This is a genomic window from Micromonospora sp. NPDC048907, assembly GCF_055586885.1.
The window spans coordinates 486047-508942 of sequence record NZ_JBVJHI010000005.1 but is presented as its reverse complement, the minus strand read 5'-3'; the positions used below and the strand labels follow the sequence as shown (position 1 = coordinate 508942).

The 22896-nt window shown below is 73.2% G+C and carries 18 protein-coding genes; 10 read left to right on the top strand and 8 right to left on the bottom strand.

Annotation, left to right across the window (positions count from 1 at the left end):
• Positions 1-58 precede the first annotated feature (58 nt).
• Together ACZ6PY_RS20425 and ACZ6PY_RS20420 are read left to right on the top strand one after the other, a co-directional pair.
• Positions 59-2923, top strand: a complete 2865-nt coding sequence (locus tag ACZ6PY_RS20425; RefSeq protein ID WP_466074381.1) for a galactose-binding domain-containing protein — start codon at positions 59-61, stop codon at positions 2921-2923.
• Positions 2924-3017: 94 nt separating this feature from the next.
• Entirely contained in the window at positions 3018-7298 is a 4281-nt protein-coding gene (locus ACZ6PY_RS20420; RefSeq protein WP_466074379.1) for a galactose-binding domain-containing protein, read from the top strand.
• Positions 7299-7365: 67 nt separating this feature from the next.
• Here ACZ6PY_RS20420 and ACZ6PY_RS20415 read toward each other — a convergent pair whose 3' ends face one another.
• From ACZ6PY_RS20415 to ACZ6PY_RS20395, 5 genes are all read right to left on the bottom strand, one after another.
• Positions 7366-8430 carry an SRPBCC domain-containing protein gene (locus tag ACZ6PY_RS20415; RefSeq protein ID WP_466074377.1) on the bottom strand — a complete coding sequence of 355 codons (1065 nt, stop codon included), beginning with the start codon at positions 8428-8430 and terminating at the stop codon, positions 7366-7368.
• Positions 8431-8480: 50 nt separating this feature from the next.
• Positions 8481-9812: a low temperature requirement protein A gene (locus ACZ6PY_RS20410; RefSeq protein WP_466074375.1), complete on the bottom strand. Its 1332-nt coding sequence runs from the start codon at positions 9810-9812 to the stop codon at positions 8481-8483.
• Positions 9813-9896: 84 nt separating this feature from the next.
• On the bottom strand, positions 9897-10523 hold the full coding sequence (locus ACZ6PY_RS20405) for a GNAT family N-acetyltransferase (protein ID WP_466074373.1): 627 nt from the start codon (positions 10521-10523) through the stop codon (positions 9897-9899).
• 52 nt (positions 10524-10575) lie between these two features.
• A complete protein-coding gene (locus tag ACZ6PY_RS20400) occupies positions 10576-10917 on the bottom strand; it encodes an MmcQ/YjbR family DNA-binding protein (protein WP_466074370.1) in 342 nt (113 codons plus the stop codon).
• A gap of 30 nt (positions 10918-10947) precedes the next feature.
• On the bottom strand, positions 10948-11538 hold the full coding sequence (locus ACZ6PY_RS20395) for a TetR/AcrR family transcriptional regulator (RefSeq protein WP_466074368.1): 591 nt from the start codon (positions 11536-11538) through the stop codon (positions 10948-10950).
• A gap of 104 nt (positions 11539-11642) precedes the next feature.
• Here ACZ6PY_RS20395 and ACZ6PY_RS20390 point away from each other — a divergent pair, with 104 nt between their 5' ends.
• The 3 genes from ACZ6PY_RS20390 to ACZ6PY_RS20380 all read left to right on the top strand — a co-directional run bounded on the left by ACZ6PY_RS20390 (position 11643) and on the right by ACZ6PY_RS20380 (position 14732).
• Positions 11643-12113, top strand: coding sequence for a MarR family winged helix-turn-helix transcriptional regulator (locus tag ACZ6PY_RS20390; protein WP_466074366.1), 471 nt, complete (start codon positions 11643-11645; stop codon positions 12111-12113).
• Positions 12110-13750, top strand: a complete 1641-nt coding sequence (locus ACZ6PY_RS20385) for an MDR family MFS transporter (RefSeq protein ID WP_466074364.1) — start codon at positions 12110-12112, stop codon at positions 13748-13750. The genes ACZ6PY_RS20390 and ACZ6PY_RS20385 overlap by 4 nt, the downstream gene beginning before the upstream one ends.
• Positions 13751-13847: 97 nt before the next feature.
• Positions 13848-14732: a phosphatase PAP2 family protein gene (locus ACZ6PY_RS20380; protein WP_466074362.1), complete on the top strand. Its 885-nt coding sequence runs from the start codon at positions 13848-13850 to the stop codon at positions 14730-14732.
• Positions 14733-14744: 12 nt separating this feature from the next.
• On the opposite strand, the gene ACZ6PY_RS20375 is transcribed toward ACZ6PY_RS20380, so the two are convergent.
• Entirely contained in the window at positions 14745-16820 is a 2076-nt protein-coding gene (locus tag ACZ6PY_RS20375; protein WP_466074360.1) for a cellulose binding domain-containing protein, read from the bottom strand.
• Between the two features lie 246 nt (positions 16821-17066).
• On the opposite strand from ACZ6PY_RS20375, the gene ACZ6PY_RS20370 reads away from it, so the two are divergent.
• Both ACZ6PY_RS20370 and ACZ6PY_RS20365 read left to right on the top strand, forming a co-directional pair.
• Complete coding sequence (locus ACZ6PY_RS20370) at positions 17067-17813, top strand: lytic polysaccharide monooxygenase (protein WP_466074358.1); 747 nt, start codon at positions 17067-17069, stop codon at positions 17811-17813.
• Between the two features lie 71 nt (positions 17814-17884).
• Entirely contained in the window at positions 17885-18448 is a 564-nt protein-coding gene (locus ACZ6PY_RS20365; RefSeq protein ID WP_466074356.1) for a DUF305 domain-containing protein, read from the top strand.
• Between the two features lie 12 nt (positions 18449-18460).
• On the opposite strand, the gene ACZ6PY_RS20360 is transcribed toward ACZ6PY_RS20365, so the two are convergent.
• Positions 18461-18961 (bottom strand): anthrone oxygenase family protein, encoded by a 501-nt coding sequence (locus tag ACZ6PY_RS20360; protein WP_466074354.1) that lies wholly within the window; start codon positions 18959-18961, stop codon positions 18461-18463.
• 81 nt (positions 18962-19042) lie between these two features.
• Here ACZ6PY_RS20360 and ACZ6PY_RS20355 point away from each other — a divergent pair, with 81 nt between their 5' ends.
• Both ACZ6PY_RS20355 and ACZ6PY_RS20350 read left to right on the top strand, forming a co-directional pair.
• Positions 19043-19975, top strand: coding sequence for an AraC family transcriptional regulator (locus ACZ6PY_RS20355; protein ID WP_466074352.1), 933 nt, complete (start codon positions 19043-19045; stop codon positions 19973-19975).
• 163 nt (positions 19976-20138) lie between these two features.
• Positions 20139-21725: a DHA2 family efflux MFS transporter permease subunit gene (locus ACZ6PY_RS20350; protein ID WP_466074350.1), complete on the top strand. Its 1587-nt coding sequence runs from the start codon at positions 20139-20141 to the stop codon at positions 21723-21725.
• A gap of 82 nt (positions 21726-21807) precedes the next feature.
• Here ACZ6PY_RS20350 and ACZ6PY_RS20345 read toward each other — a convergent pair whose 3' ends face one another.
• On the bottom strand, positions 21808-22323 hold the full coding sequence (locus ACZ6PY_RS20345; RefSeq protein WP_466074348.1) for a DinB family protein: 516 nt from the start codon (positions 22321-22323) through the stop codon (positions 21808-21810).
• A gap of 154 nt (positions 22324-22477) precedes the next feature.
• On the opposite strand from ACZ6PY_RS20345, the gene ACZ6PY_RS20340 reads away from it, so the two are divergent.
• Positions 22478-22891 carry a nuclear transport factor 2 family protein gene (locus tag ACZ6PY_RS20340; protein ID WP_466074346.1) on the top strand — a complete coding sequence of 138 codons (414 nt, stop codon included), beginning with the start codon at positions 22478-22480 and terminating at the stop codon, positions 22889-22891.
• Positions 22892-22896: the final 5 nt, after the last annotated feature.

The following is a 22896-nucleotide window of genomic DNA, read 5'->3' as shown; positions in this document are numbered from 1 at the left end:
AGGAACCACCGCACCGCACGGGGGACCTGGCCATCCGACGAAAGGGAGCGCACCCCTCATGGCCGAGCACACCACCCCGCACCATCCCCGCCGCAGCCGGCTCCGCGCGGGGCTCGCCGTCCTGGCCGGCGCCGCGCTGGCCGCCACCTCCGTCACCGTCGTGGCGCTCACCACCACCGCCACCCCGGCCCGCGCCGCCGGGCTGTCCCCGTTCGACATCGCCGGTCGCGGTGCCACCGTTCCCTTTGTCGAGCACGAGGCCGAGAACGCCGTTCACACCGGCACCCGGATCGGCCCGGACCGCCGCTACGGCACCCTCCCGTCCGAGGCGTCCGGCCGGGAGGCGGTCACCCTCGACGCCGTGGGCGAGTACGTCGAGTTCACGCTCACCGCGCCGGCCAACGCGGTCACCTTCCGGTACAGCCTGCCGGACAACGCCGCCGGCACCGGCCGGGACGCCAGCATCGACCTGCGCGCCGGCGGCGCCCTGGTCAAGGCGGTCCCCGTGACCTCCCGGTACGGCTGGTACTACGGCGGGTACCCGTTCAACAACAACCCCGGCGACACGAACCCGCACCACTTCTACGACGAGACCCGCACCCTGTTCGGCACCACGTACCCGGCGGGCACGAAGATCCGCCTCCAGGTCTCCTCGACCGCGCAGTCGCCCAGCTTCACCATCGACCTGGCCGACTTCGAGCTGGTCGGCGGGCAGATCGCCAAGCCCGCCGGCGTGCTGGACGTGGTCACCGACTTCGGCGCCGACCCGAGCGGCGCGACCGACTCGACGGCGAAGTTCCAGGCCGCCGTGGACGCCGGCAAGGCCCAGGGGAAGACCGTCTGGATCCCCGCCGGCACGTTCACGCTGTGGGACCACGTGGTGGTCGACGGGGTGACCCTGCGCGGCGCCGGGCCGTGGTACTCGGTGCTCGGCGGCCGGCACCCCACCGACCGCAAGCGGGCCGCCGGCATCTACGGCAAGTACGTGCCCGGTGGCGGCTACAGCGGTGGGATCCGGCCGCACGAGGCCGGCGGGCCCAGCCGCAACGTCACCCTGCGCGACTTCGCCATCATCGGCGACATCCGCGAGCGGGTCGACGAGGACCAGGTCAACGCCCTCGGCGGGGCGATGTCGAACTCCGTGGTGGACAACCTCTGGTTGCAGCACACCAAGGTCGGCGCCTGGATGGACGGCCCCATGGACAACTTCACCATCCGCAACAGCCGGATCCTCGACCAGACGGCCGACGGGGTGAACTTCCACTGGGGCGTCACCAACTCCACGGTGACGAACACGTTCGTCCGCAACACCGGTGACGACGGCCTGGCCATGTGGGCGCAGAGCGTGCCGAACGTCAACAACGCCTTCACCTTCAACACGGTCGGCGTCACCATCCTGGCCAACAACCTGGTCACCTACGGCGGCCGGGACATCCGGATCACCGACAACGTCACGGCCGACTCGGTCACCAACGGCGGCGGCATCCACGTGGCCAACCGCTATCCCGGCGTGAACGGCCCGACCGCCGTCGCCGGCACGATCACCGTCGCCCGCAACACCCTGATCCGCAACGGCAACTCCGACTACAACTGGCGCTTCGGCGTCGGCGCGCTCTGGTTCTCGGCGCTCAACGAGCCGATCCAGGGCGCCACCATCAACGTCACCGACACCGACATCCTGGACAGCTCCTACGCCGCGCTGCACTGGATCGAGGGCCAGACCAGCGGGATCAACCTGAACAACGTGCGCATCGACGGCGCGGGGACCTTCGCGCTCCAGGTGCAGGCGCCCAGCCAGGTCAGCTTCACCAACGTCCGGGCCACCGGTATCGCCCAGGCCAACCCGATGTACAACTGCGTCGGCAGCGGCTTCCAGATCACCCAGGGCGCCGGCAACTCCGGCTGGTACTCGGCCAGCCCGTACTGCGGGCCCTGGCCCGAGCCGCAGTGGGGCAACGGCCCGTCCACCCCGCCCACCCCGACCCCGACCAGCCCGACGCCGAGCCCCACCCCGACCACCCCGCCGCCGTCGGGCGGCAACCTCGCGCTCGGCCGGCCGGCCACCGCGTCCAGCAGCACCCAGACGTACGCGGCGGCGAACGCCGTGGACGGCAACGCCGGCACCTACTGGGAGAGCGCCAACAACGCGTTCCCGCAGACGCTGAGCGTGGACCTCGGCGCGGCGCGCGCCGTCGACCGGGTGGTGGTCAAGCTGCCGCCCGGCTGGGAGCGGCGTACCGAGACGCTCTCGGTCCTCGGCTCCACCGACGGCTCGACCTGGAGCACGCTGAAGGCGTCGGCCGGCTACACCTTCGACCCGGCCACCGGCAACAGCGTGTCGATCGCGCTCCCGGCGGGGGAGCGGCGGCACCTGCGGCTCAGCGTCACCGGCAACACCGGCTGGCCGGCCGGCCAGGCCGCCGAGTTCGAGGTGTACGGCGGCAGCACCACCACCCCGCCGCCGACCACCACCCCGCCCCCGACCACCACCCCGCCACCGCCCACCGGCAACCTGGCCGCCGGGCGGCCGGTCACCGAGACCAGCCACGCCGACGTGTACGGCGCGGCCAACACGGTCGACGGCAACGCCGCGACGTACTGGGAGAGCGCCAACAACGCCTTCCCGCAGTCGCTGACCGTGGACCTCGGCGCGACGTACCCGGTGTCCCGGGTGGTGCTGAAGCTGCCACCGGCGTCGGCCTGGCAAACCCGCACCCAGACCCTGTCGGTGCTCGGCTCCACCGACGGGTCGACGTGGACCACCGTGAAGGCGTCGGCCGGATACACCTTCGACCCGGCCACCGGCAACACCGCCACCATCACCTTCCCCTCCGCCGGGCGCCGGCACCTCCGGCTCACCTTCACCGGCAACACCGGCTGGCCCGCCGGACAACTCGGCGAGTTCGAGGTGTACGCCAGCTGACCGCCCCCCGGGGTCCCCGCGGCGCGGCGGGGACCCCGGCCACCCCCCACCACACCCACCTCTCCACGTCCCCGGAAGAAGGTGTCCCTCCACCATGTCCAGATTCCGTACCCGGCTGGTCGCGGTGCTCGCCGCGGTCGCGCTGGCCGTCACGGCCCCGCCCCCGTCTCCGGCCGCCGCGGCCGGCGGCCCGAACCTCGCGCTCGGCCGCACCGCCACGGCCAGCAGCGTCAACGGCCCCTACGCGGCCGGCAACCTCACCGACGGCAACGCCGGCAGCTACTGGGAGAGCTCCGGCGCGTTCCCCCAGTGGGCCCAGGTCGACCTCGGTTCCGCCCAGTCGGTCGACCAGGTCGTGCTGAAGCTCCCCACCGGTTGGGAGACCCGCACCGAGACCCTGTCGGTGCAGGGCAGCACCGACGGCGGCACCTTCACCACCCTGGCCGCCTCGGCGGGCCGCACCTTCAGCCCGGCCAACGGCAACACGGTCACGCTGAGCTTCCCGGCGACCAGCGCCCGCCACGTCCGGATCACGGTCACCGCCAACACCGGCTGGGCCGCCGCGCAGCTCGCCGAGCTGGAGGTCTACGGGTCGGCGAGCGCGTCGGCCAACCTGGCCCTGGGCCGGACCATGGCGGAGAGCGGCCACTCCGACGTCTACGGCGCGGGCAACGCCAACGACGGCAACCCGGCCACCTACTGGGAGAGCGCCAACAACGCGTTCCCGCAGTGGATCCGGGTCGACCTCGGCGCCGCCGTGGCGGTCAACAAGGTGGTGCTGAAGCTTCCCGCCGGCTGGCCGGCACGCACCCAGACGCTCACCGTGCAGAGCAGCACCGACGGGTCCACCTTCGGCACCCTCGCCGGCTCGGCCGCGTACGCGTTCAACCCCGGCAGCGGCAACACGGTCACCGTCACCTTCGGCACGGCCACCACCCGCTACGTGCGGCTGCTGTTCACCGCCAACACCGGCTGGCCCGCCGGCCAGCTCGCCGAACTGGAGGTCTACGGCCCGGCCACCGGCGACACCCAGCCGCCGAGCGCCCCCGGCAACCTGGCCTTCACCGAGCCCGCCGCCGACCAGGTCCGGCTCACCTGGACGGCGTCCACCGACAACGTCGGCGTGACCGGCTACGACGTCTACGCCAACGGCACGCTGCGCACCAGCGTCAGCGGGTCGACCCTCACCTGGACCGACACCCAGCCGGCCGGCGCCACCGTCGCCTACACCGTCCGGGCCCGCGACGCGGCCGGCAACCAGTCGGCCAACAGCAACACCGTCACCCGCACCGGCAACACCGGCGACACCACCGCGCCGACCGCGCCGGGCAACCTCGCGTACACCCAGCCGGCGAGCGGGCAGATCCGGCTGACCTGGACGGCGTCGACCGACAACGTCGGGGTCACCGGCTACGACGTCTACGCCAACAACGCGCTGCGCGGCAGCGTCGGCGGCTCGACCCTGACGTACACCGACAGCCAGCCGGACAGCGCCACCGTCTCGTACTTCGTCCGGGCCCGGGACGCCGCCGGGAACGTCTCGGCGACCTCCAACACGGTCACCCGCACCGGCAGCACTCCGGGCGGCACCAACCTGGCCGCCGGCAAGCCGATCACCGCCTCCTCGGTGGTGCACGTCTTCAACGCGGTCAACGCCAACGACAACGACGTGACGACCTACTGGGAGGGCGCGCCGGGGGCGTACCCGAGCACGCTGACCGTCGCGCTCGGCGCCAACGCCAGCATCAGCGCGGTCGTCGTCAAGCTCAACCCGGACCCGGTCTGGGGGCCGCGCACCCAGACCTTCCAGGTGCTCGGCCGGGAGCAGTCCGCGTCCGGGTTCACCAGCGTGGTGGGCTCGGCGACGTACTCGTTCAACCCGAGCAGCAGCAACACGGTGACCATCCCGGTCAGCGCCACGGCCGCGGACGTGCGGCTGCAGTTCACCGCCAACTCCGGCTCGTCCAACGGGCAGGTCGCCGAGTTCCAGGTGATCGGCACGCCGGCGCCGAACCCGGACCTCACCGTCACCGCGCTGTCCGCGGCGCCGTCCGCGCCGGTGGAGACCGACGCCGTCGCGCTCTCCGCCACCGTCCGCAACGCCGGCACCGCGCCGGCCGCCGCCTCGGCGGTCACGTTCAACCTGGGTACGACCAAGGTCGGCACCGCGGCCGTCGGCGCGCTCGCGGCCGGCGCGTCGGCGACCGTCACCCTGAACATCGGCGCGCGCAACGCCGGCAGCTACGAGGTGACCGCCACGGCCGACGAGGCGAACACGGTCATCGAGCAGAACGAGTCGAACAACAGCCGCACCACCGCGCTGACCGTCAGCCCGGTGCCCAGCTCCGACCTGGTCGCGGGCGCGGTGAGCTGGTCACCCGGCACGCCGAGCGCCGGCACCGCGGTCAGCTTCGCGGTGTCGATCCGCAACCAGGGCACGGTCGCCTCGGCCGGTGGGGCGCACGGCATCACGCTCACCGTGCTCAGCGACACCGGCGCGGTCGTGCGGACCCTGACCGGCTCGTACAGCGGCACCCTGGCGGCCGGGGCGACCAGCCCGACGGTCAACCTGGGCAGCTGGACGGCGGCGAACGGCAAGTACACGGTGCGGGTGGCCCTCGCCGCCGACGCCAACGAGCTGCCGGTCAAGCAGCAGAACAACACCAGCGACCGGCCGCTCTTCGTCGGCCGGGGCGCGAACGTCCCGTACGACATGTACGAGGCCGAGGACGGCCGGGTCGGCGGCGGCGCGCAGGTGCTCGGGCCGAACCGGACCATCGGCGACCTGGCCGGTGAGGCGTCCGGCCGCCGGGCGGTCACCTTGAACACCACCGGCGCGTACGTCGAGTGGACCACCCGCGCGCCCACCAACACCCTGGTCACCCGCTTCTCCATCCCGGACGCCCCGGGCGGCGGCGGGATCGACTCGACGTTGAACATCTACGTCAACGGGGTGCTCCACAAGCCGATCAACCTGACCTCGAAGCACATCTGGCTCTACGGCGCCGAGGCCGGCCCCAGCGACTCCCCGGGCGCCGGCGCACCCCGCCACCTGTACGACGAGGCCAACGTGATGTTGAACTCGACCGTCCCGGCCGGAGCCACCATCCGGCTCCAAAAGGACCCGGCCAACAGCACCACCTACGCGATCGACTTCGTCAACACCGAGCTGGTGTCGCCCCGGGCCAACCCGGACCCGGCCCGGTACGCCGTGCCGAACGGCTTCAGCCACGCGGACGTGCAGAACGCCCTGGACGCCGTCCGGATGGACCCCACCGGCAACCTGGTCGGCGTCTACCTGCCGCCCGGCACCTACGACACCGCCCAGAAGTTCCAGGTGTACGGCAAGCCGGTCCGGGTGGTCGGCGCGGGCATGTGGTACACCCGCTTCCAGACGCCCACCAACCAGCAGAACACCGACGCCGGCTTCCGGGTGGAGTCCTCGGCGAGTGGGTCGACCTTCGCCCACCTGGCCTTCTTCGGCAACTACACCAACCGCATCGACGGTCCGGGCAAGGTGTGGGGCGAGCTGAAGGACGTCGACAACATGACGCTGGACAGCGTCTGGGTCGAGCACACCGTGTGCGCGTACTGGGGGGTGAGCGTCAGCGGGCTGACCATCCGGGACAGCCGGTTCCGCGACACCTTCGCCGACGCGGTCAACATGACCAACGCCAGCACGAACAACCTGGTCACCAACTCGGAGGGCCGCTCCAACGGCGACGACGCCTTCGCGCTGTTCTCCGCGACCGACCAGGGCGGCGCGGGCGGCAACCACGGCAACGTGTTCGAGAACCTCACCGCCACACTGACGTGGCGGGCGGCCGGCGTGGCGGTGTACGGCGGGTACGACAACATCTTCCGCAACCTCTACATTGCCGACCAGCTGACGTACTCGGGCATCACCATCAGCTCGCTGGACTTCGGCTACCCGTTCGTCGGGTTCGGCGCGAGCCCACCCACCCAGTTCCAGAACGTCTCGCTGATCCGGTCGGGCGGGCACTTCTGGGGCCAGCAGACCTTCCCGGCAATGTGGCTCTTCTCCGCCTCCAAGGAGTTCCGCGGCATCCGGATCTCCGACGTGGACATCGTCGACCCGACGTACTCGGGGATCATGTTCCAGACCAAGTACAACGGCAGCCAACCGGAGAATCCGGTCACCGACACGGTGCTGACCAACGTGTCGATCTCCGGGGCGAAGCGCAGCGGTGACGCCTTCGACGCCAAGTCCGGCTTCGGCATCTGGGTCAACGAGATGCCCGAGCCGGGGCAGGGCCCGGCGGTCGGCTCCGCCACCTTCACCAACCTCCGGCTCAGCGACAACTACCAGGACATCAGGAACACGACAAGCACCTTCACCATCAACCGGAACTGAGTCCTCGCTCAGCGGCGCCGCCGGGAGGAACGGTCCTCCCGGCGGCGCCGTGCCGTGGCCGAACGCGTCACACCCCGGCGCAGGCCGCCCCGTCCACCGTGCAGCCCTCCGGGCCCGTGGCCGACAGGTCGGGATCCCGCACGTCGAACCGGATCGTGGTCGACCCGCCCGCCGGCACCGCCGCGCCCGTGAAGGTGACGACCGCCCCGTCCTGGTCGGCCTCGGCCCCGTTGACGCTGCTGACCGTGGCGTCGTCGCCCAGCGTCACGGTCACCGTCCAGTCCTGCTTCGCCGCCGGACCGGGATTGCGCAGCACCACCTGACCGCGGTAGCCGAAGACCCGGTCGGAGACGGTCTCGTAGCTGGCGGTCAGGCGCGCGGTCGGCGGCGGGCTGAGGCTGGGCCGGCGGGTGGGGGAGGCGGGCGCGCTCGTCGTCGGCGCGGCGCTGCGGCGGCTGGCCGACGGCGTGGGCCGGGACGGGGTGGCCCGGGGCGGCGCGCTGCTCGCGGCCGGCGCGGCCAGCGACGACGGCGGTGTCGACGCCGGCCCGGCGGCCGGCGTGGTCGGCGCGGGCCGGGTGGCCCACACCGTCGCGCCGGCGGCCACGCCGAGCATCGCCAGCACGCCGGCCGCCAGCAGCACCAGACGGCGCCCGGCCCGGCCGCCCGCCGCACCGGGCCGGACCACCGGCAGTTCGGCGGTCAGCCCGTCCTCGGCCCGGCGCAGGTCGACCTCCTGGAACGCCAGCCAGTCGAGGATTGCCGGAAGTCGTCCGGTCACCGCCCGCTGGTGCTGCTCGGCGCGCCGGTCGGCGTCCCAGTCGCCCTGTTCCAGCACTTCCCGCACGGACAGCCGGCAACCGTGGCCGATGGGGGCCAGGTCGCACGCCAGCCGGGTGCTCCGGCCGCCCTCGCGGCAGCGCAGCACCAGCCGTTCCGGCGCGCGCAGCTCGACCACCTCCACCTCGGTGTCGGCGTCGTAGCCGGGCAGCCCCCCGGTCCGCAGCAGCGTTCGGTCACCGAGCGACTCGCTCCCGGCGAACCACTTGGCGAGCAGCGCCTGTTCCGTCAGCGCCCGCCAGATTCGTGCGGGCGGGTGGAACAGGTCGACCTCGGTGGCGATCTCGATCACGCGGGAGACTCTAAGGCCACCCCGTCCCACCATGGGGAACGGGCGACCGACTACCCCGCGGGCCGGTCCGCGCCGCCGTCGTGCCAGCGGGCGCGGAAGGCGGCCTCGCCCGCCTCGTGGCTGGCCTTCTCCTCGTAGACCGCCCGGCGCAGCGCGGTGCGGGCATCCGCCATCGTCAGCAGCTCGACCACGACGAGCGCGACGCAGATCGCGGTGAGCAGCCCGAGCGCGGCGAGCGCGGGCAGGTGCCGGGCGACCGGTAGCCCGACGGCGAGCGCGGTCAGGGCGGCGACCCGGGTCCACGACACGGTCTTCAGGGTGCGTAGCTGGAACCCCATGTCGGCGGCCAGGTAGATCATCACCCCGGCGAAGAGCAGCGGCACGGCTGGCCCGTGGGCCCGCTCGGCCACCCCGCCGACCGGGTCGGTGATCGTCCGCACCAGCTCCTCCGCGCCGATCGCGAACAGGATCACCCCGGCGATCATGGGCAGGTAGAGATAGGCGTACGCGTCCCGGGCCATCGCCACGCGCGGGTGCCCCTCGGCGGCGTGCAGGGCGATCCGGGCGGCCGGGCCGATCATGTCGAAGTGCACCCACCAGAGTGCCGCGGTGAACAGGATGCCGAAGATCGCCGCGGGAATGGCCGGCCAGGTGACCGGCTTACCGATCAGGTTGCCGCCGACGCCGACCGAGATCACCGACTCGCCCAGCGCGATGATCAGGATCAGGTCGTAACGCTCGGTCCAGTGCTCGGCGGAGGTGACCTGCCAGCCCTTCGTGCCGGACAGCAGGCCGCCGGCGTACTGCACGACGACCACGCCGATCCAGAGTCCGTCGCGCAGCCACAGCCCGAGGCCCGGGTCCGCGATCCTTGCCGGGAGCAGCGCCGCGACCAGCAGCAGGCAGGTGGTGATCAGCACCTCGGGCACGAACTGCCACAGCTTGCGCCGGCCCGCCGGGTCGCCCCGGGTCGCGGAGATGTAGAGCGCCAGGTGCACGGCGCGGATCACCACGTAGCTGACGGTGACCAGCATGGGCCCGGCGCTGCCCTGCTGGAGGTCGCCGAAGGTCTGCGGCAGGGCCAGCGCGAAGGTGAACAAGGCGATCATGCCGATCACCATGAGTGCCGGCACGAAACCCTCGCCCAGCCGGAGCCGGCTGGCCACCACGCTGTGCACCACCCAGCACCACCAGAGCACGGCGAGGACCAGCATGGCGTGCAGCAGTTCGCGCCCGGTCACGTTCGCCGCGGTGGCCCGCGTGATGATGAAGAACGACACCACGAAGACGAGGTCGAAGAAGATCTCGAATTTGTCTACCCGGGCGGCCGGGGCGATCGGCATGGCGGGGCCCAGCCCCTTGCGCCACCGGTCGCCGCCCACCGCACGAGTCTGTCAGCGCCGGACCGGCCGGCGGGGCGGAATCGATCGCCGTCCCGACCCCCTGGGGCCGCCCGTTGCCGCGGCTCAGGTGGTGGGACGCCCGAGGTAGGTGAGCGGGCCCGGCTCGGGCACCGGGATGACATGGAAGCCCAGCCGGTCGTAGAAACCCCGCGCGCGGACGTTGGCGGTGACCATGGCGACGTGCAGCGCGGGCGCGCCGGCGCGGGCGGCGGCGGCCAGGAACGTCTCCAGCAGCCGCCGGCCGTGGCCGCGCCCCTGGTGGCTGGGGAGCAGGTCGATGTGCAGGTGGGCCGGGTAGCCGGCCAGCTCCGGCAGGAGCATCCGCTCGGGGTGGTGGTGCAGGGCGATCATTTCCTCGTCCGGGGTGCGCGGGTCGCCGGCCGGCGCGGGGTAGCGGTGTGCCAGCCGCGGGATCCAGACGCGCCGGTAGGCGCGGACGAAGGCGGCGGTGTCGGCGGTGCCGACCACGTAGCCGACCACCCGGCCGGCGTCGGCCAGGACGAACGCCAGGTCCGGCTCGAGGTGCAGGTAGGGCCCGGCGAAGAGGTCGGGCATGAGATCGTCCGAGGCGTACCGGCCCCGGGCGTCGCCGCCGGCGTCGGCGGTGCGCACGCAGATGTCGTAGACGGCGTCGTGGTCGGCGGGCCGGTACGGCCGCACGGCCGCCGTGGATGTCGTGGTGCCGCTCATGCCGGGACCGTACGGCGTGGTATCGCTCTCACCGAAGCCCCGCCCGCCGCGGCTATCCGCCCAGCCGCTGGCGGGCCAGGAACTTCGGCACCACCATCCGCCACGCCTCGCAGACCAGTTCCGTCATCTGGTCGTGGTCGAGCCGTTCCAGGTGGCAGCAGACCCAGTTGAACCGCAGGTCGGAGGCTCGGGGCAGGAAGAACAGCCCCGGCTCGGCGGCGATCAGCCCGTCCCGCTGCTCCTTCGGGTAGCCGAAGCCCATGCTCCGCTCGTCGCGGCTGAACGCGACGTAGACGATCGCGCCGACCCGGAACTTGACCCGGTCGTGGATCAGGTGCTCGGTGGTGCGGGGCAGCGTGCGCGCCAGCGCACGGACGTCGTCGACGGTGACCACGCCGAGGACGCTAGCCCCACCGTGCGACAGTCAGCCGGCCGCCGGGGCGGCGTGGGCCAGCGCGGCCCGCAGCGTGTCGGTCAGCGGCTGGTCCGGCAGCTCGATCCACTGCTGGACGGCGACCCGCAGGGTGGCCAGGAAGGTGGCGGTCAGGATCCGCGCGCGCAGCGCCACGTCGGGGCCGGTGAGCCGGCGGCCGAGTTGCCCGGCCAGCTCCCGCTCGATCGCCGTGTACGCGGCCACCTGGTGCGCCAGCAGGCCCGGGTTGCCGTGCAGCCGGCGGCGCCGGTTGAGCCAGGATTCGGCGGTCTCGTCGTACATCTCGTCGGCCTGGCGCAGGGCGGCCCGGCTCAGCGCCGCCCACGGTGTCAGGTCCGCGGGTTGCTCGGCGATCAGGTCGAGCAACCGGCGCAGCCGCATGGTGTCGCCGTGGAAGAGCGCCTCCTCCTTGCTGGAGAAGTAGTTGGAGAAGGTGCGCCGGGACACGTTGGCGGCGTCGGCGATCGCCTCGACGGTGACCCGGTCGGGCCCCTGCTCGGCGGCGAGACGCAGGGCCGCCTCGTGCAGGGCGAGGCGGGTCGCCGCCTTCTTCCGCTCGCGCAGCCCGGTCGACTCGTCCATGGCTCCCCAGCGTACGTGATCCGTTTCTCAATGAGCAAACTTGCCTGATGGGCAAGATTCGCGAATCATTGCTTGAGGCAACCAAGGTAGGGGAGGGGGAAAGCGTGGACGCGACCAGCCGAGAACTCGTCGCCCGGTTGCAGGACCTGCTGACCGGCGTGCGGGTGCTCAAGCAGCGGCGCGCGGACGACCGTCCGGCCGTGCCGCCCGGCCTGGTGGGCCTGCTCCGGCACATCGACCGGGACGGCGCCACCGGCTGCCACGCCCGCGACCTGGCGGAGCGGAGCCGGCTCGACCCCTCGACGGTGAGCCGGGCGGTCGCCGCCCTGGTCGCCGACGGCCTGGTCGACCGGCGCACCGACCCGCACGACCGGCGGGCCAGTCACCTGACGATCACCCCGGCCGGCCGGGCCGCCATGACCGAGGCCTACGACTGGTACGGCGCGGTGGTCTCCCGGGCGCTCGCCGACTGGACCCCCGACGAGGTGGCGGCCCTGTGCACCGCGCTCGCGCGCCTCACCCGCGACCTTGAGGTCGCCCTCACCCGACACGACAACCTGGAGGACGCGCGATGAGCGCACCCACCGCGACGGCGGACGCCGCGCCCATGAGCCGGCGGAAGACGCTGGAAGCCCTCAGCGGCCTGTTGCTGGTGCTCTTCGTGGCCATGCTGAGCAGCACGGTCGTCTCGACCGCCCTACCGAAGATCATCGGAGCCCTCAACGGCTCGCAGACCCAGTACACCTGGGTGGTCACCGCCACCCTGCTCACCGCCACGGCGACCACCCCGATCTGGGGCAAGCTCGCCGACCTGTTCAACAAGAAGCTGCTCATCCAGGTCGCCATCGTGGTCTTCCTGGCCGGTTCGGTCGCGGCCGGCTTCGCGCACTCGGCCGGCCAGCTCATCGCCGCCCGCGCCTTCCAGGGCATCGGCGTCGGTGGCCTCCAGGCCCTGGTCCAGGTGGCCATCGCCGCGATGATCCCGCCGCGGGAGCGCGGTCGCTACAACGGCTACCTGGGTGGCGTCATGGCCCTCGCCACGGTCGGCGGCCCGCTGCTCGGCGGCCTCATCGTGGATACCTCCTGGCTCGGTTGGCGCTGGTGCTTCTTCGTCGGGGTGCCGGTCGCGGCCGTCGCGCTGCTCCTGCTCCAGGCCACCCTGCACCTGCCCACCGCGCGGCGGGACAACGTGAAGATCGACTACCTGGGCGCGACCCTGATCGCCGCCGGCGTCAGCCTGCTGCTGATCTGGATCTCGTTCGTCGACGACTCGTTCGCCTGGCTGTCCTGGCAGACCGGCGCGATGGTCGGCGGCTCGGTGCTGCTGCTCGCCCTCGCCGTCCTGGTGGAGTCGCGGGCCGCCGAGCCGGTCGTGCCGCTGGAGATCGTCCGCGAGCGCACCACGGCGCTGGCGATCCTCGGCAGCCTCGCGGTCGGCATGGCGATGTTCGGCGGCGCGGTCTTCCTCGGCCAGTACTTCCAGATCGGCCGCGGCTACAGCCCGACCGAGGCCGGCCTGCTCACCATCCCGATGATGGCCGGCGTGCTCCTCTCCTCGATCGTCGCCGGCCGGCTGATCACGTCCTCCGGGAAGATCAAGCCGTACATCGTCGCCGGGTCGATCATCCTGGTCGTCGGCTTCGCCCTGCTCGGCACCATCGACCACGAGACCTCGCTGGTTCTGGTCGGCGCCGCCATGTTCATCGTCGGCGTGGGCGTCGGCATGACCATGCAGAACCTGGTGCTCGCGGTGCAGAACACGGTGGCGCTCAAGGACATCGGCGCGGCCAGCTCCAGCGTCGCGTTCTTCCGCTCGCTCGGCGGCACCATCGGCGTGTCGGTGCTCGGCGCGGTCCTGGCCCGCCAGGTCACCGACCGGATCACCCACGACCTGGCCGCGGCGGGAATCCCCACCTCGGGTGGTGGCGGCAGCAGCACGCTCAACCTGGCCGCCCTGCCCGCGCCGGTGCAGCAGATTGTGCGGGCCGCGTATGGTGACGCGACCGGGCACATCTTCCTGATCTCGGCCGCCATCGCGGTCGTCGGGATCCTGGCCGCGCTGCTGCTCAAGCCGGTCACCCTGCGGTCCAGCCTGGACCTGCCCGACACCGCCCGCTCGGTCGCCGTCGCGGCCGACGCGGTCGACGGGGCGCCCGCCTTCGACGAGGTGGCCGTGGACGTCGCGGGGCCGGGTGAACGCGCCCGCCGCTGACGCCCCGTCGTCCCAGGGCCGTCGCCGATCCGGCGGCGGCCCTGGTCCGTGCCCACCCGGGCCGGCATGACGCCGGCCGCGACCGAATCGAGGCGCCGTGGACACCACGCAGCCCGCACCACCGCCGGTGGCCGTCGACGCGCGGCCGGCCGGGGCGGTGCGCCGGGCGGTCCGTGAGCTGACCCTCGTCGCCGCGCTCTTCCTCGCGTACAAGGCGGGCCGGGTGCTGGTGGCCGGGCGGTCCGGCACCGCCCGGGCCAACGGAGAGCGGATCTGGTGGCTGGAGCGGCTGCTCCACCTGCCGAACGAGGCCGCCGTGCAGGCCCCGTTGCTGGTCCACGAGCTGCCGGTCCGGCTGGCCAACTGCTACTACGCCTACGTGCACTTCCCGGCCACCGTGCTCTGCCTGGTGTGGCTCTACCTCCGCCATCCCGTGCACTACCGGTGGATGCGGCGGGCCCTCGCCGTGCTCACCGCGGCGGCGCTGGCCCTGCACGTCCTCGTGCCGCTCGCCCCGCCCCGGATGACCGCGCTCACCGGCCTGGTGGACACCGGCAGCCGGTACGGCCCCGCCGTCTACGGCCCGCCCGACACCGACACGCTGAGCAACCAGTACGCCGCGATGCCCTCCCTGCACGTCGGCTGGGCCCTGGCCGTCGCCGTCGCGCTGGTCACGGTCACCTCGGGGCGGTGGCGGTGGCTCTGGCTGGCGCACCCCGTGCTCACCTTGCTGGTGGTGGTCGGCACCGGTAACCACTACTGGCTCGACGGGATCGTCGCGGTGACGCTGCTCGGGGTGATCCTGGCGGGGCTGCCCCGGCCGGGCGCGTCCCGGCGGCGGCCGGCCGGGCCGGAGTACGCCGCGCGCCTGCGCCCGCACGTCGTCCCGGCCCCGCGCCGCCCGGGCGGTGCCGGCCGCCGGCGGAGCCCGCGGACCCCGTCGGCGGCCGACGGCCGGCTCCGACCACCCCGCCGGGGGTGACCTCGGCCCGGTTCACCCGGTGGAGCACACCGTCCCGTTGAGCCGGAACGCGCCGGGCGGCACGTTCGGCCCGCTGTACGCACCGACGAAGCCGGCGCTGGTGCTGCCGCCACCGGCGGCGAGCCGGCGGTTGTCGGCGGTGCTGGTCGCCGTGACCCGGGTCCCCACCTGGGACCAGTTGGCGCTCCAGCCGCTGCTCACCTGCTGCCAGTCGGTGGGCCAGGTCCAGATGAGCGTCCAGCCGTCGATCGCGCTCGGGCCGGTGTTCACGATGTCCACGGTCGCCACGTAGCCGTTGCCCCAGTCGGTGTCCGGGTGGAAGCGGACGGCGCAGGTGCTGGCGGCCGGGCTGCCGGTGACGAAGGTGAGCGGCGGGGAGGACCAGGAGACCCGCCCCGCGGTGTCCCGGGCCAGCACGTTGACGGTGTACCGGGTGCCCGGTTCGAGGTTGCCGACGGTGAGCGAGGTGCGGGCCGTCTCGCCGAGCTGCTCGCTGACCGCCCCGTGCTGCCGGTACACCTCGTACTTGGCGATCGGCGCGCCGCCCGGCGCGGCCGGCGGCCAGGTGATCGTCGCCGTCCGGTCGGTGACCGCACCGGTGGTGGGCCGGCCCGGCGTGCCGGGCCGGCCGGCGACCACACCGGCCGGGCGCAGCACGAGCGTGGTCAGCGAGTACGGCGGCAGCGTCCGGCTGGTCGCGTCGCCGGACCGGCCGGTGGCCACTCCGTCCGCGCCGTTGGCCAGCGTGTGCACCGTCGGCGCCTCGTCCGCCGGGGTGAAGCCGGCGTAGTCGATGGTTACCGCGTGCGCGGTGTCCGGGTCCTTGTTCAGCAGCAGGACCGCGAGGCTGCCGTCGGGCCGGCGGGCCGCGTGCGCCGTGACCAGGGGCTGGTCGGTGGCGGCGCGGACGAACTGGTCGCCGGCCCGGGCGAAGAGGTTCATCATGGACAACCCGTGGTAGGGCGCGAACGGCGTGTTGAACGGCGGCTCGCAGACCGACCCGTCGGCGGTGCAGCCGCCGCTGGAGAGCAGCCCGAAGTCGCCGTAGTCGGTCTGCCCGGCGACCTGGGAGACCGTGCCGATCCCGTTGTGCGTGTTCCACCACTGCACGGTGAAGACACCCTGCTCCAGCAGCCCGCTGTAGGCGTCGGTCAGGAAGAGCGCACCCGGCTGGGTGTTCTGGCCGGCGCCGACGTTCAGCTCGGTGAAGCTGATCCCGATCCGGCCGGCGTCCGGGCCGGCGTAGCGGGCGATCTGCTGGCGCAGCAGCCAGGCGGCGTCGGGGAGGTGGCTGGTCCGGGAGAGGGACTCCGCCGCCGTGCCGCCCGGGTACCAGTGCACGTCGACGAAGTCGATCTTCGGGCCGGCGAGGGAGAGCACGGTCTGGTTCCAGGGGCCGGGGTCCGCGCCGGCGGTCAGGCCGTCCGGCCAGTTGCCCGGCATGGTCAGGACCGCGCCGACCTTGATGTCCGGGTCGACCGCCTTCATGGCGTCGGCGTACTCGACGACCAGGCGGGCGTACTGGCCGGCGCTCTTGTCGGGGTGGTCGTCGGCCTCCCAGGCCGAGCCGTAGTGGCCGTTGCCGTAGTTCTCGTTGCCGACCGTCCACCACCTCGCGTCGTAGCCCTTGGTGACGTTGGCGTACCGCACCCACTCGGCGGCCTCGGCCGGGGTGCCGGTGCCGTAGTTGGCGATGATCATCGGCTCGGCGCCGACCCGCCGGGCCGCGGCCATGAAGGTGTCGAAGTCGGTGTTCGGGGCGACGTACCCGCCCGGCGCGGTGTGCGTCCGCCAGTGGTAGATGTCGGCGTACGAGCCGCCCGGGTAGCGCAGCATCGTGACGCCGGCCGCCCGGAGCAGGTCCGAGGTCTCGGTGCTGCCGAGCTGCGTGTCCCAGATGGCGTGGTTGACGCCGAGCGCGGTGTCCGGCACGGTCGCCAGCCCGGCGCGGGCGTTCACGGTCACCGTCACCGGGTCGGCGTCCGCGCCGGCGGCGGGCGGGCCGACGGCGGCCGGCGCGGCGAGGGCGAGCAGCAGGCTCGCCGCGTAGGCCGGGACCCGGCGCGGGGTGGAGGGGGTTCTGCTCATGCGGGGTTCCTTCGGGGGTCGGGCGATCGTCTGTCCTGCGTCGCCCTCCCGGCGTCCGGGTGCCCTAGGAACGACGTCGGCCCCGCGCAGAGCCATCGACGTCCCAGGATCCCATGCCGGCGCCGCAGCGCTCAAGGAGACCTCGGATACGCGCCTTAATTTATAGACAGGAGTCTTTACTGTTAACAAGGTTTAATTTATGTTCATTGACATCTCCTGCCACCGCCCCCCGAAGGAGTTGCCGCCATGCGCCGAAGAATCACCCTGCCGCTGCTCACCACGGGTGCCGTGACCGCCACCCTGGCGGTCGCCGCACCCGCCCAGGCCCACGGCTACGTCTCGTCGCCGCCCAGCCGCCAGGCGCTCTGCGCCCAGAACCGGGTGCCCGACTGCGGCCAGATCAAGTACGAGCCGCAGAGCGTCGAGGGACCCAAGGGCCTCAAGAGCTGCCACGCCGGCATCGCCCAGTTCGCCGTGCTCAACGACGACAGCCGTGGCTGGCCGGCCACCTCGGTCGGCAGTTCGGTGACGTTCACCTGGGTCAACACCGCCCGGCACGCCACGTCCAACTGGGAGTACTGGATCGGCAACACCCGGGTCGCGGTCGTCGACGGCGGCGGCCGCCAGCCCGACGCGACCGTCTCGCACACCGTCAACCTGGGTGGCTTCTCCGGCCGGCAGAAGCTCCTCGCCGTCTGGAACATCGCCGACACCGCGAACGCCTTCTACTCCTGCGTCGACCTCCAGATCGGTGGAGGCGGTGGCGGCAACCCCACGCCGTCGCCGACGCCCACCCCGGCCCCGACCACCCCGCGGCCCACCCCCACCCCGACCAGTTCGCCGGCCCCGGGCGGCACCTGGACCGCCGGGCGCGCCTACCAGGTCGGGGACACGGTCACCTACAACGGCCGGACCTACCGTTGCCGCCAGGCGCACACCGCGATCCCCGGCTGGGAACCGCCGAACGTGCCGGCGCTGTGGCTGCCGCTCTGACCGGACGGGTGCGGCCACGCTCCGCGTGCGCCGCACCCGGCACCCGCCGAGACGCCGATCGGAGGACCGGCATGGGCCGCCCGCTCGCCGCCGCCCTGGTGGCCGTGCTGCTCGCCGGGGCCGGCTGCACCAGCCAGCCGGCGCCGACCGCCGCCACCCGTCCCGGGCCGGCCGCCGAGACGGCGACCAGCGGCATCGACGCGCTCTTCCTGGCCATGATGGTGGCGCACACCGAGCAGACCCTGGACATCGTGGGGCTCGGGCTCGACCGCACCACCGACCCGGAGATCCGCACGCTGCTCGCCGCCGTCCGGGCCACCGAGACCGACGAACTGGCCACCATGCGCGGCTGGCTGCGCGAGGCCGGCCCGTCCGCGGCGGCGGCCGCCGAGCGGCACGACCACTCCGGCCACAGCGACGCCGCGGCCGGGCTGGCGCGGCTGCGGGCCGCCCCGCCCGGCGAGGCCGACCGGGTGCTGCTCGACGTGCTCGGCGCCCACCAGCGGACCGCCGCCGAGCTGGCCCGCGCCCAGGTCCAGGCCGGCACGAGCGCCCGGGTACGCGACCTCGCCGGCCGGATCGACCGATCCCGCACCGCCGAGGTCGCGTTGCTGGCGAAGCTGCGCGCCCGGTGACCCGGACGCCGGTCAGCCGGGCAGCGACCGGGCCACCAGCAGCGCCCAGCCGAGGCAGCCGAAGGCGGCGGTGTTCAGCACCGCCCGGACCACGTTCCAGCCCACCCAGGCGCTCTCGAACGCCGCGCGCAGCTCCGCCGGGTCGGCCCGCCGGGCCGCCCCGGCCTCCAGCCGGTCGTTGAGCGGCACGTTCACGGCGGCGGTCACCCCGAGCACCAGCACGTAGAGCACCAGGCCGGCGATCAGCCAGGGCAGCGGCTCGCGCAGCCGGGCGGGCAGGTGCAGCAGGACGGCCGCCAGGGCGCAGACCAGCGCGCCGCCGAAGCAGAGCGCGAACCAGCCGTTGAGGATGGCCTGGTTGATCGACCGCACGGCGGCGACGAACGCCCGGTCGTCGACCCGGGCCAGGCCCGGCATCACCGCGTACGCGAAGGCCGCGAAGAGCCCCGCCGTCAGGCCCGTCGTCATGGTGGCCAGCAGCAGCACGCCGGCCCGGATGTGCGATGCGGTCATGAGGACCATTGGACACGGGGAACGCTGGACGCTCCATGGCCGGAACGCCCCAAACCATACGCGAGCGTCTACGCTCACCGGGTGGACGTGCTCGCCGACGTGCTCCGCGGGCTGCGCGCCCGGGACGCGTTCCTGCTCCGTACCGTGATGGACCCGCCCTGGTCGATCCTGGTCCGCGACGCCGCCCCGCTGAGCGTCACCACCGTGGTCCGGGGCAGCGCCTGGGTGGTGCCCGACGGTGGCGCCCCCGCGGTGCTGCGCCCCGGGGACGTGGCCGTGCTGCGCGGGCCCGAGCCGTACACGGTGGCCGACCACCCGGACACCCCGCCGCAGGTGGTGATCCATCCCGGGCAGCGCTGCACCACCCTCGCCGGGCAGGAGCTGACCGACACCATGGCGCTGGGCCTGCGCACCTGGGGCACCCGGCCGGACGGCGCCACCGCGCTGCTCACCGGCACGTACGCCAGCAGCGGCGCGGTCGGCGCCGGTCTGCTCGCGGCCCTGCCGCCCCTGGTGGTGCTGACCGCCGCCGACGGCGAGCTGCCGGTCGTCGCGCTGCTCGCCGCGGAGCTGGACCGCGACGGACCCGGGCAGGAGGCGGTGCTGGACCGGCTGCTCGACCTGCTCGTGATCGGGGTGCTGCGCACCTGGCTGGCCCGCCCCGGCGCGCGACCGCCCGGCTGGTACCGGTCCTACGCCGACCCGGTCGTCGGTCACGCGGTCCGGCTGGTCCAGCACGACCCGGCAGGGGCCTGGACGGTGGCCGGTCTGGCCGCCGCCACCGGCACCTCCCGCGCCGCGTTCGCCCGCCGGTTCACCGAACTGGTCGGCGAGCCGCCCATGACCTTCGTCACCAACTGGCGCCTCGCGCTCGCCGCCGACCTGCTGCGCGACACCGAGCTGACCCTCACCGCGGTGGCCCGCAGAGTCGGTTACAGCAGCCCTTTCGCGCTCAGCGCGGCGTTCAAACGGGTCCGCGGCGTCAATCCGCGCGACCATCGGGCCACGGTCTGAGCCCGTCGGGCGTCGCCGGCGATCCCGGTAAACCGGCCGCGCGATGTCGCAGCCGGTCGCTACGCTTCCTGCCGGACGCCGCCCCTCACCGCACGTGACCCCGCGCCCTCACCGGCGCGGCGCGGCCACGGCCTCCGACCGGACCCGAACCAGGAGACTGTTTGTGACCCAGCAATCTGTCGCGACATCGAACAAGCTCGACGCCGCGGTGCTCAAGGTGGCCGGCGTCGTCGTGCTCGGTGCGATCATGTCGATCCTCGACGTGACGGTCGTCAGCGTGGCGCTGCCGACGTTCCAGAGCGAGTTCGGCGCCACGTACGCCCGGGTGGCGTGGACGATGACCGGCTACACCCTCGCGCTGGCCACGGTCATCCCGCTCAGCGGGTGGGCGGCCGACCGGTTCGGCACCAAACGCCTCTACATGGTGGCGCTCGCGCTGTTCACCATCGGCTCGGGGCTGTGCGCCACCGCCGACTCGATCGGTGAGCTGATCGCCTGGCGCGTGGTCCAGGGCCTCGGCGGCGGCATGCTCATGCCGCTCGGCATGACGATCATGACCCGGGCCGCCGGCCCGCACCGGATCGGCCGGCTGATGGCCGTCCTCGGCATCCCGATGCTGCTCGGCCCGATCGGCGGCCCGATCCTCGGCGGCTGGCTGATCGACACCGCCAGCTGGCACTGGATCTTCCTGATCAACCTGCCGATCGGCGTGGTCGCGCTGATCTACGCCCAGCTCGCCCTGCCGAAGGACAACCCCGAGCCGTCGGAGTCGTTCGACTTCCTCGGCATGCTGATGCTCTCGCCGGGCCTGGCGCTCTTCCTCTACGGCGTCTCGTCGCTGCCGGAGGCCGGCACGGTGCGCGACAACAAGGTGTGGCTGCCGATGCTGGTCGGCGCCGTGCTCGTGGTGTCGTTCGTGTTCTACTCGTTCCGGCCCCGGCACCCGCTGCTCGACCTGCGGCTGTTCCGCAACCGCAACCTGACCATCGCCACGGTGACCCTGTTCGTCTTCATCATCGCGTTCATGGGTGCGGGTCTGCTCTTCCCGAGCTACTTCCTGCAGGTCCGCGGTGAGTCGACGCTGACCGCCGGCCTGCTGATGGCGCCGCAGGGTCTCGGCGCGATGCTGACCATGCCGATCGCCGGCATGCTGGCCGACAAGGTGCCGGTCGGCCGGACGGTGCCGTTCGCGCTGGTGCTCATCGCCGCCGGGTTCTTCACCTTCACCCAGGTCGACCCGCACACGTCCTACTGGCTGCTCTGCGGCTCGCTGTTCGTGATGGGCCTGGGCATGGGCGGCACCATGATGCCGATCATGACCTCGGCGCTGAAGACCCTGCACGCCGCCGAGGTGGCCTGCGGCTCCACGCTGGTCAACATCCTCCAGCAGATCGGCGGCTCGGTCGGCGCCGCGGTGATGTCGGTGATCCTCACCAGCAAGCTGAACGGTTCCGAGGTGATCCCCGGCGTGACCGACCCGAGCGGCAAGCCGGTCACCCAGGCGGGCCTGGCCATCGCCGCGCAGCAGCGGCCGGAGCTGCTCCAGCAGTTCCCGGTGCCGCCGTCGCTGATCGAGCGCGGGCTCGACTTCGCGGCCAGCTCCTTCGCGACCACCTTCTGGGTCGGCTTCGCGCTGGTGCTGCTCACCTTCATCCCGGCCGCGTTCCTGCCCCGCCGGCGGGAGCCGTCGCACCTGCTCGACGGCGGGACCGGCGAGGAGCAGCGTCCGACGCCGGTGCCGATCCACTGACCGCCGGTCGGTCCGCCGGGCGACGCCCGGCGGTTCGACCCCGGTCCGGCTCGCCGTCGCGGGGCCTGACGCCGAACGGGCGTCAGGCCCCGCCGGCCGTTCCGGCCCCGGTGGCGCGGCGGATGTCGAGCAGGTGGTGCTCGGCCTCGTGGACCGTGTGCCGGCCGAGCCAGCGCAGCGTCCGCGTCTCACGCCGCGGCCACGGGTAGACGCCGGTGCGGGCCAGCTCGGTCTCGCCGAGCGCCGCGAAGCGGGCGGCGAACCCGTCGGCGGCCGTGGCCAGGTCGGCGAGGACCACCTCCGGGTCCTGCGCGTTGTAGCGCTCGGTGACCACCAGTTCGTCGCGGCCCATCGGCGCGAACTCCGGCACGGCCACGCGCAGGGCCAGGGCCAGCCGCTCGCCCTGCACGCGGAACACGTCCCGGACGTGGCAGGCGTACTCCAGCGGCGACCACACCTCCGGCGCGGGGCGCCGGCGCGGGTCCGGCACCCCGTGCAGGGCCGCCGGATAGCGCCCGGCCACGTCGCGCAACCGCTGCGGCAGCGCGCCGCTGTCGAGCGCGGAATAGACGAACAGGCACTCGTCACACCGATCCACGCGTTCAGGGTAGGTGGCGCGGCGGTGGGGTGCGGTGTGCCCGGTGGGAGGACGGCGCGCCGAATCCGCCCCTGCAGTGGACGCGCCGGCGGAGGATGAGCCGGGGCGGCCGAGGTCCGGGGCGCCCGGCGCAGGACGAGAACGGGAGCCGCCGATGACCGCCAACCGGGAGATCGTCGCGGACGCCTTCGCCGCCTGGTCCGCCGGCACCGGCGGCATCACCGGCATCTTCGCCGAGGACATGCGGTGGGAGATCACCGGCCGCTCCGTGGCCGCCGGGAGCTACCACCCGGCCCGCCAGTTCGTCGACGAGGTGCTGACCCCCTTCGACGCGCGTTTCACGGCCGAGGACCCCTTCCGGCCCGTGCTCATCCGGGGCATTCACGAGGACCCGACCACCGACACGGTGATCGTCGCGTGGAACGGCGCGGGCACCACCACGATCGGCACGACGTTCACCGACACGGTCGCCTGGTTCCTGCGGATGCGGGACGGCAAGGTGGTCGAGGGAACCGCCTTCTTCGACAGCACCGCCTTCAACGAACTCTGGCAGGACGTCCCCGCGTAGCGGAG

Coding starts and splice junctions, on each gene's coding strand:
- ACZ6PY_RS20425 (WP_466074381.1), top strand. CDS start 59: ATGGCCGAGCACACCACCCCGCACCATCCCCGCCGCAGCCGGCTCCGC.
- ACZ6PY_RS20420 (WP_466074379.1), top strand. CDS start 3,018: ATGTCCAGATTCCGTACCCGGCTGGTCGCGGTGCTCGCCGCGGTCGCG.
- ACZ6PY_RS20405 (WP_466074373.1), bottom strand. CDS start 10,523: ATGAGCGGCACCACGACATCCACGGCGGCCGTGCGGCCGTACCGGCCC.
- ACZ6PY_RS20395 (WP_466074368.1), bottom strand. CDS start 11,538: ATGGACGAGTCGACCGGGCTGCGCGAGCGGAAGAAGGCGGCGACCCGC.
- ACZ6PY_RS20385 (WP_466074364.1), top strand. CDS start 12,110: ATGAGCGCACCCACCGCGACGGCGGACGCCGCGCCCATGAGCCGGCGG.
- ACZ6PY_RS20375 (WP_466074360.1), bottom strand. CDS start 16,820: ATGAGCAGAACCCCCTCCACCCCGCGCCGGGTCCCGGCCTACGCGGCG.
- ACZ6PY_RS20370 (WP_466074358.1), top strand. CDS start 17,067: ATGCGCCGAAGAATCACCCTGCCGCTGCTCACCACGGGTGCCGTGACC.
- ACZ6PY_RS20365 (WP_466074356.1), top strand. CDS start 17,885: ATGGGCCGCCCGCTCGCCGCCGCCCTGGTGGCCGTGCTGCTCGCCGGG.
- ACZ6PY_RS20360 (WP_466074354.1), bottom strand. CDS start 18,961: ATGACCGCATCGCACATCCGGGCCGGCGTGCTGCTGCTGGCCACCATG.
- ACZ6PY_RS20340 (WP_466074346.1), top strand. CDS start 22,478: ATGACCGCCAACCGGGAGATCGTCGCGGACGCCTTCGCCGCCTGGTCC.